The sequence below is a fragment of the Persicitalea sp. genome (genome assembly GCF_041751555.1).
Lineage (GTDB): Bacteria > Bacteroidota > Bacteroidia > Cytophagales > Spirosomataceae > Persicitalea.
The window spans coordinates 1-5,650 of record NZ_JBGSXF010000028.1 but is presented as its reverse complement, the minus strand read 5'-3'; the positions used below and the strand labels follow the sequence as shown (position 1 = coordinate 5,650).

Below are 5,650 nucleotides of genomic sequence, written 5' to 3'. Positions count from 1 at the left end.
GCTGCGCTTGTCGAGGTATTTGCCAAACCACTCGGGTCCGAAAACCGACTCGCCGTGGCGGTACAGGATACCGTTGCCAAAGTTAAATTTCTTCATTTTATGCGAACCAGGGTAGTAGAACAACGGCCCGGAATCGGGATGTACGTCTTCCAGCGCAATCCAGGAAGCTGCCAGGTGGCTCGGAATAGTCGGTGTCACCCACGGAAAATCCTGGTGCGTGTCCTGCTGACTACCATAGCGAAAAATCAGACTTTGGTACACCGCCACCTGTGCATCGAAAATCGCTTTCAGAAACACACCGATGTTGGGATGTGTCACAACTTGCTTGGCTTGCAGCGAGGCGTTGTGGTACTCGTTGATCCTTGCCCCGATGCCTCGTAGTTTTTCTTTGGGGATGTCTTTGATGGGTGTGTCCTTGGTACCGTTGAACTGGTACACCAGGCCCATCATACCATATTTCTCGTGATTATCGACGGTTTCCTCTATTTCTTCCCAAAGATCATCGATCATTTTTTCAGGAATGGCTTTTTCCAAAACCACGAAACCATTCTTTTTCCAAAATTCCAACTTCTCCTTCAAATCGTAAGGGTAGTCGGCACTGACTGGAAAATTGGCCAAAAAAGCTTCAATATCCGCGTCGTCCTGATCGATCCAGGGCAGCGTAGAGTAATCGAAGTCCAACTGCGGGTTCCCGAGGTTGTACTTAGCGAACCTATAGTATTTGCGGGCAACGTCTTTTAGGCTCATAAGAATTATAGTTTTCGGTTCACTAATTACTTGCTCAGTTCCTCGATAATCGAATCTACCTTCTCATTGGTCAGATCCATAAAGTACTTTTCCCTAATCTGAAACACCGGACCCCAGCCGCAGGCGGCCAGGCACTCGACTTCCTTCAGCGAGAACAGCCCGTCGGGAGTAGTTTCTCCGGCCTGAATGCCTAGTTTTTGTTTCAAATGCGCGTACACATCCTCAGCACCCATCAGGCAGCAAGGCCCCGTGCGGCAGTACTCAATCACGTTTTTACCAACGGGGTCGAGGTGAAACATGGTGTAGAAGGTTGCCACTTCATACACTTCGATGGGCTGGATGTCGAGCATACCGGCAACGTAGTCCATCACTTCGCTGCTCAACCATCCCCACTGATCCTGCGCCACGTGCAACACGGGCAGCAAGGCCGACTTTTGTCGGCCCTCGGGGTAGTTGGCAATCATTTGGTCCACGCGCTCCTGCCGCTCAGGCGTAAAAGCAATAGGTTCGGCTACTTGATTCAAAATGAATGATGAATTATGAGTAATGAATTATGAATGACGGGTTCTTAAAACTTGTCATTCATCACTCATCATTAAATTAACTATCCAACTCCCCTGCGATGACATTCATGCTGCTCATGATGACAATGGCGTCGGAAAGCGTGTGGTCTTTCACCATTTCGGGGAAAGCCTGGTAATAAATAAAACACGGGCGGCGGAAATGCAGGCGGTAGGGCGTGCGGCCACCGTCGCTGATCATGTAAAAGCCCAACTCGCCGTTGCCTCCCTCGACGGCGTTGTATATCTCGCCGATGGGGGCGTCGATTTCTCCCATCACTATTTTGAAATGGTAGATCAGCGCCTCCATGCTGGTATAGACATCCTCCTTAGGCGGCAGGTAGTATTCCGGTGCATCGGCGTAGTAGGGGCCGATGGGCAAATTCTCCAAAGCCTGCTCAATGATTTTCAGGCTCTCCCAAATCTCGGCGTTGCGCACCATGAAGCGGTCGTAAGTGTCGCCACTCTGCCCCACAGGAATGATAAAATCGAAATCTTCGTAAGAAGAATAGGGGTTCATCACCCGCAAGTCGTAGTCCACTCCCGCCGCCCGCAGGTTAGGGCCGGTGAAGCCATAGTTCAGGGCACGCTCGGCGGAAATACCACCCACGTCGATCACCCGATCCATGAAAATCCGGTTGCGATTGAACAGAAGCTCAAACTCCCGCATGACGGGCGGAAACGATTTAATAAAGTCGCGCAATTTCTGAATCGCCACGGGCGAAAGATCGCGCTCCATGCCGCCCAGCCGGCCCATGTTGGTGGTCAGCCGCGCGCCGCAGACTTCTTCGTATATTTCGTATATCTCCTCTCTTTTTTCAAACAAATATAGGAAGCCCGTGAATGCGCCCGTATCTACCCCCAAAATGCCGTTGCAAATCAGGTGGTCGGAGATGCGGGCCAGTTCCATCATAATCACCCGGATATACTGCGCCCGCTTGGGTACTTCCACCTGCAGGAATTTCTCCATCGTCAGGTGCCAGCCCAGGTTGTTGATCGGTGACGAACAGTAGTTCATCCGGTCGGTCAGCGTCGTGATCTGGTAGTAGGGGCGACGCTCCGCGATTTTCTCAAAAGCCCGGTGGATATAGCCGATCGTCTGCTCGGTCGACACGATTTTCTCACCATCCATTTGCAGGATGTTCTGAAAAACGCCATGCGTAGCCGGGTGTGTCGGCCCCAGGTTGAGCGTCGTCAATTCCCCTACCAACTCGGGCTGGTCAGCGCGGGCGGGTGGGGAAACGTTAGGTACTAGAAGCTGAGTTTCTGCCATTTTGATTTGGAATTACGGGGCCGCCCGTGCGGTGATGTCGGAATTAGTGAATAAAAATATTCCGACATTCACCAATTCACAATTGATTTCACCGTCCAAACAGCGCGTCTGTTTTGTCCTCGCGGGTGGTGTCTTCCAGCGGGTATTGGCGGCGCATGGGGAAATAGTCCATTTCTTCGATATTCAGGATTCGGATCAGGTTCGGGTGTCCCTCGAACTGGATGCCGAAAAAGTCGTAAGTCTCGCGCTCCATCCAATTGGCCGATTCGTACACCGACGTGGCCGTGGGGATGCGCTCATCGCCTTCGGCCAAAAAGACCTTGATGCGCAGCCGGAAATTGTGGATCAGGCTGTGCAGGTGATACACCACGGCGTATTCCAGTCCTGGCGTATCGGGGTAGTGCACACCCGTGAGGTCGGTCAGGAAATTGGCTTTGAATTTTTTATGGTCAAAAAGGAATTTCAGCATCGGAATGATCTGCTCACGCGTAGTGGTAAGCGTCAGCATTCCAAAGGGTTCTTCAAAACCATAGACTTCTTCCCCAAATTCTCGGAGCAGTTCTTCGGCTACTTCCTGGTTGGTGAGCATAGCAGTTTACTGGATGTTATAAGAAGCCATCAACTCCGTGTACTGCTCCGAATTGCGACGGCGTAGTGATTCGTTGCGGGCCAGTTCCTGCACCTGCATCAGACCTTCCAGCACCTGCTCGGGGCGGGGCGGACAACCGGGAACATACACATCCACTGGCATGATGCGGTCGATGCCTTGCAATACCGGATATGAATCAAAAATACCACCGCTGGAAGCGCAGGCACCCATGGCAAGTACCCAGCGGGGTTCGGCCATCTGGATGTAAACTTGTTTCAAAATCGGGGCCATTTTTTTGGCAATGGTACCCATCACCATAAGCAGATCGGCCTGGCGGGGGGAAAAGCTGGGTCGCTCGGATCCGAAACGGGCGATGTCGTAGTGTGAGCCCATCGTGGCCATGAACTCGATGCCACAACAGGAAGTAGCGAACGGCAGTGGCCACAGCGAATTACTGCGGGCAATGCCGATGACTTCGTCAAATGAGGTCGCGAAGAACCCGGAACCCGTGTGGCCCGGTGGTGCTTCGACTATATCTACTGATTTCATTTATTTAGCTGACAGTTGATGGTGGACAGTTGACAGTTATTTTACCATTTCAATCTAACAAAAAAGTCAACCTTCTTCCAATACAAAAATTAATATGTCCCAGCACGAGAGAAGTAGAAACGGAGTGGGTCGAGTTGAAAGCTAACGAACAAGCACTGTCCCATGAAACTACTCTTCCCATTTCAAGACTCCCTTACGAATGATGTAATAGAATCCTGCCAGGAGTAATGCCATGAACAGAACCATTTCCACGAAACCGAACATGCCCAACTTCTTAAAATTGACTGCCCAGGGATACATGAAGATTACCTCGACGTCAAACAGCACGAACAGGATAGCAACCAGAAAGTACTTCACCGAAATAGGGGTGCGGGCGTCGCCGACTACCTCAATTCCACATTCGAATGGGTCATCCTTGACCTTACCCTTACGACTGGGCCCAATGTTGTGCGTGACGATCATCGTCACCACGATAAAACCTAATGCCAGCACAAACTGCACAACAATAGGCAGAAAGCCAGACGGCAAATAATTCGTTTCCATATTGCTTATTCTCAACGGCCCGTACCGGGAAATTGTTCAGCGATTCGGCGGGATATTCTGACACTTTTTGAAGTTCAAAATTACTAGCTGCGAGCTTACCAACCAAATACAGAGAAAGAGGGTTCTACACTTCCAAAAACCCAAAAAGCCCCTGCGGAACAGGGGCCTTTACGTAATCCTACTTTATCAATCAATGACAATACGCTTGGTCACGTCAAGACCGGGAGCGCGCACCCGGACAAGATAAAGGCCAGGTGGCAAAGTGCTGGCGTCTATTCTGCGGCGCTCGTTGAGAAGCTGGAAGCGCTGGGTACGAATAATGGAGCCATTTATGTTGTAAAAAGCAACTTCCGCATTAGCCAGATTTTCGAGCGTTTCTACGTATACAATCCCCTCGCGGCTGGGATTGGGGAAAATAACTACACCGTCGTTCTCAGACAGCAGGAAGGGGAATGGCGACGAATAAGTCGAGTAGCACGTGAGCGAGTTGTTACTTCCGAGCGTAAAGACGGCCTTGGCCCGCGCACTGTAATTGCCTGATTCTGTCACCTTGATGGTGGCCGTTTCGGGCTTCAGAAAACGGTTGTCCACTTTCCATTCGTACTTTTCGTTGAGGTTGGGTTCGGTGATCGAGGCGCTCAAGCTATAAGGCCCCGATTGTTCGATCAGCGGTACGCTAAGTTTTGGACGTGCCGTTAACGACACAGGAGCCGATAGCTCCGACTCGCAGCCGAACACATTTCGCGCTTTTACAGTATAATTACCCGATTGTGTTGCTCGGAAAGATTTGGTGTTGCTGCCGTCGCTCCACAGAAAATAGTCTGTACCGCCAGAAGCGGCGAAAACGAAGCCCGTATCGGCGCAAGCCTGTTGTTGTCCGCCTGGTATAATGTTGGGTTTGAGCGGTCTCACCGTAGAACTGATCGTGACACTGGGTCCAACGATGGCATTCCCTCTTGTATCTTTCAACACAGCACGGTAGGTTCCTGGCGAATTGATGGCAATCGTCCGTCCAGACTGTCCGGTGGACCACTCGTAGGAAGAGTACCCAGCGGGCAGAGTCAAGCTGACGGTTGAATTGTTTGAACCGCAGGAAGTAGTTAGGGAAGGCGTCGGAGTGGGAATAACGGGGGTGATTGTGGAGAAAAAGGTCGTATTGAGAGATTCATTCCAAAGATTGGCCAGGATACGCTGCCCTACCTGTCCGACGAAGTGAACACCATCGGGCCGGGGCACGTAGGCGTTGTCCGTTTCTGGGCCCGGAAAAGTACTGTTGAAATTTGTGTTTAGTACCGCGTTTTGGCCGTTGATAATGTTTTGATTCGTTGTCGACTGTCCCGTGCCATTCACGTTGCGGGAAGTGCGGGAAATGACCCAGTTGATCCGCTT

Annotated in this window: 7 protein-coding genes; all 7 read right to left on the bottom strand. The window is 51.2% G+C overall.

Features of this window, described 5'->3' with window-relative positions; genetic code table 11:
- On the bottom strand, positions 1-747 hold a 747-nt coding region (locus ACEW8P_RS00870), incomplete at its 3' end, for a phytanoyl-CoA dioxygenase family protein (RefSeq protein WP_373511222.1).
- A 26-nt stretch (positions 748-773) separates the two neighbouring features.
- Positions 774-1,211, bottom strand: coding sequence for an NADH-quinone oxidoreductase subunit NuoE (gene nuoE / locus ACEW8P_RS00865; RefSeq protein WP_373511223.1), 438 nt, complete (start codon positions 1,209-1,211; stop codon positions 774-776).
- 136 nt (positions 1,212-1,347) lie between these two features.
- Positions 1,348-2,580 carry an NADH dehydrogenase (quinone) subunit D gene (nuoD, locus tag ACEW8P_RS00860; RefSeq protein ID WP_373511221.1) on the bottom strand — a complete coding sequence of 411 codons (1,233 nt, stop codon included), beginning with the start codon at positions 2,578-2,580 and terminating at the stop codon, positions 1,348-1,350.
- An 88-nt stretch (positions 2,581-2,668) separates the two neighbouring features.
- Positions 2,669-3,169: an NADH-quinone oxidoreductase subunit C gene (locus tag ACEW8P_RS00855; protein ID WP_373511220.1), complete on the bottom strand. Its 501-nt coding sequence runs from the start codon at positions 3,167-3,169 to the stop codon at positions 2,669-2,671.
- Positions 3,170-3,175: 6 nt separating this feature from the next.
- The gene (locus tag ACEW8P_RS00850; RefSeq protein WP_373511219.1) at positions 3,176-3,718 is read right to left on the bottom strand and encodes an NADH-quinone oxidoreductase subunit B; all 543 of its coding nucleotides are present in this window, start codon (positions 3,716-3,718) and stop codon (positions 3,176-3,178) included.
- A 168-nt stretch (positions 3,719-3,886) separates the two neighbouring features.
- Entirely contained in the window at positions 3,887-4,261 is a 375-nt protein-coding gene (locus tag ACEW8P_RS00845; RefSeq protein ID WP_373511218.1) for an NADH-quinone oxidoreductase subunit A, read from the bottom strand.
- A gap of 186 nt (positions 4,262-4,447) precedes the next feature.
- A partial coding sequence (locus ACEW8P_RS00840) for a T9SS type A sorting domain-containing protein (protein ID WP_373511217.1) occupies positions 4,448-5,650 on the bottom strand: 1,203 nt, incomplete at its 5' end.

What these genes read in the sequence shown, in the direction of transcription:
- nuoE (WP_373511223.1), bottom strand. Translation starts at nt 1,211, where the DNA reads ATGATTGCCAACTACCCCGAGGGCCGACAAAAGTCGGCCTTGCTGCCC.
- nuoD (WP_373511221.1), bottom strand. Translation starts at nt 2,580, where the DNA reads ATGGCAGAAACTCAGCTTCTAGTACCTAACGTTTCCCCACCCGCCCGC.
- ACEW8P_RS00845 (WP_373511218.1), bottom strand. Translation starts at nt 4,261, where the DNA reads ATGGAAACGAATTATTTGCCGTCTGGCTTTCTGCCTATTGTTGTGCAG.
- ACEW8P_RS00850 (WP_373511219.1), bottom strand. Translation starts at nt 3,718, where the DNA reads ATGAAATCAGTAGATATAGTCGAAGCACCACCGGGCCACACGGGTTCC.
- ACEW8P_RS00855 (WP_373511220.1), bottom strand. Translation starts at nt 3,169, where the DNA reads ATGCTCACCAACCAGGAAGTAGCCGAAGAACTGCTCCGAGAATTTGGG.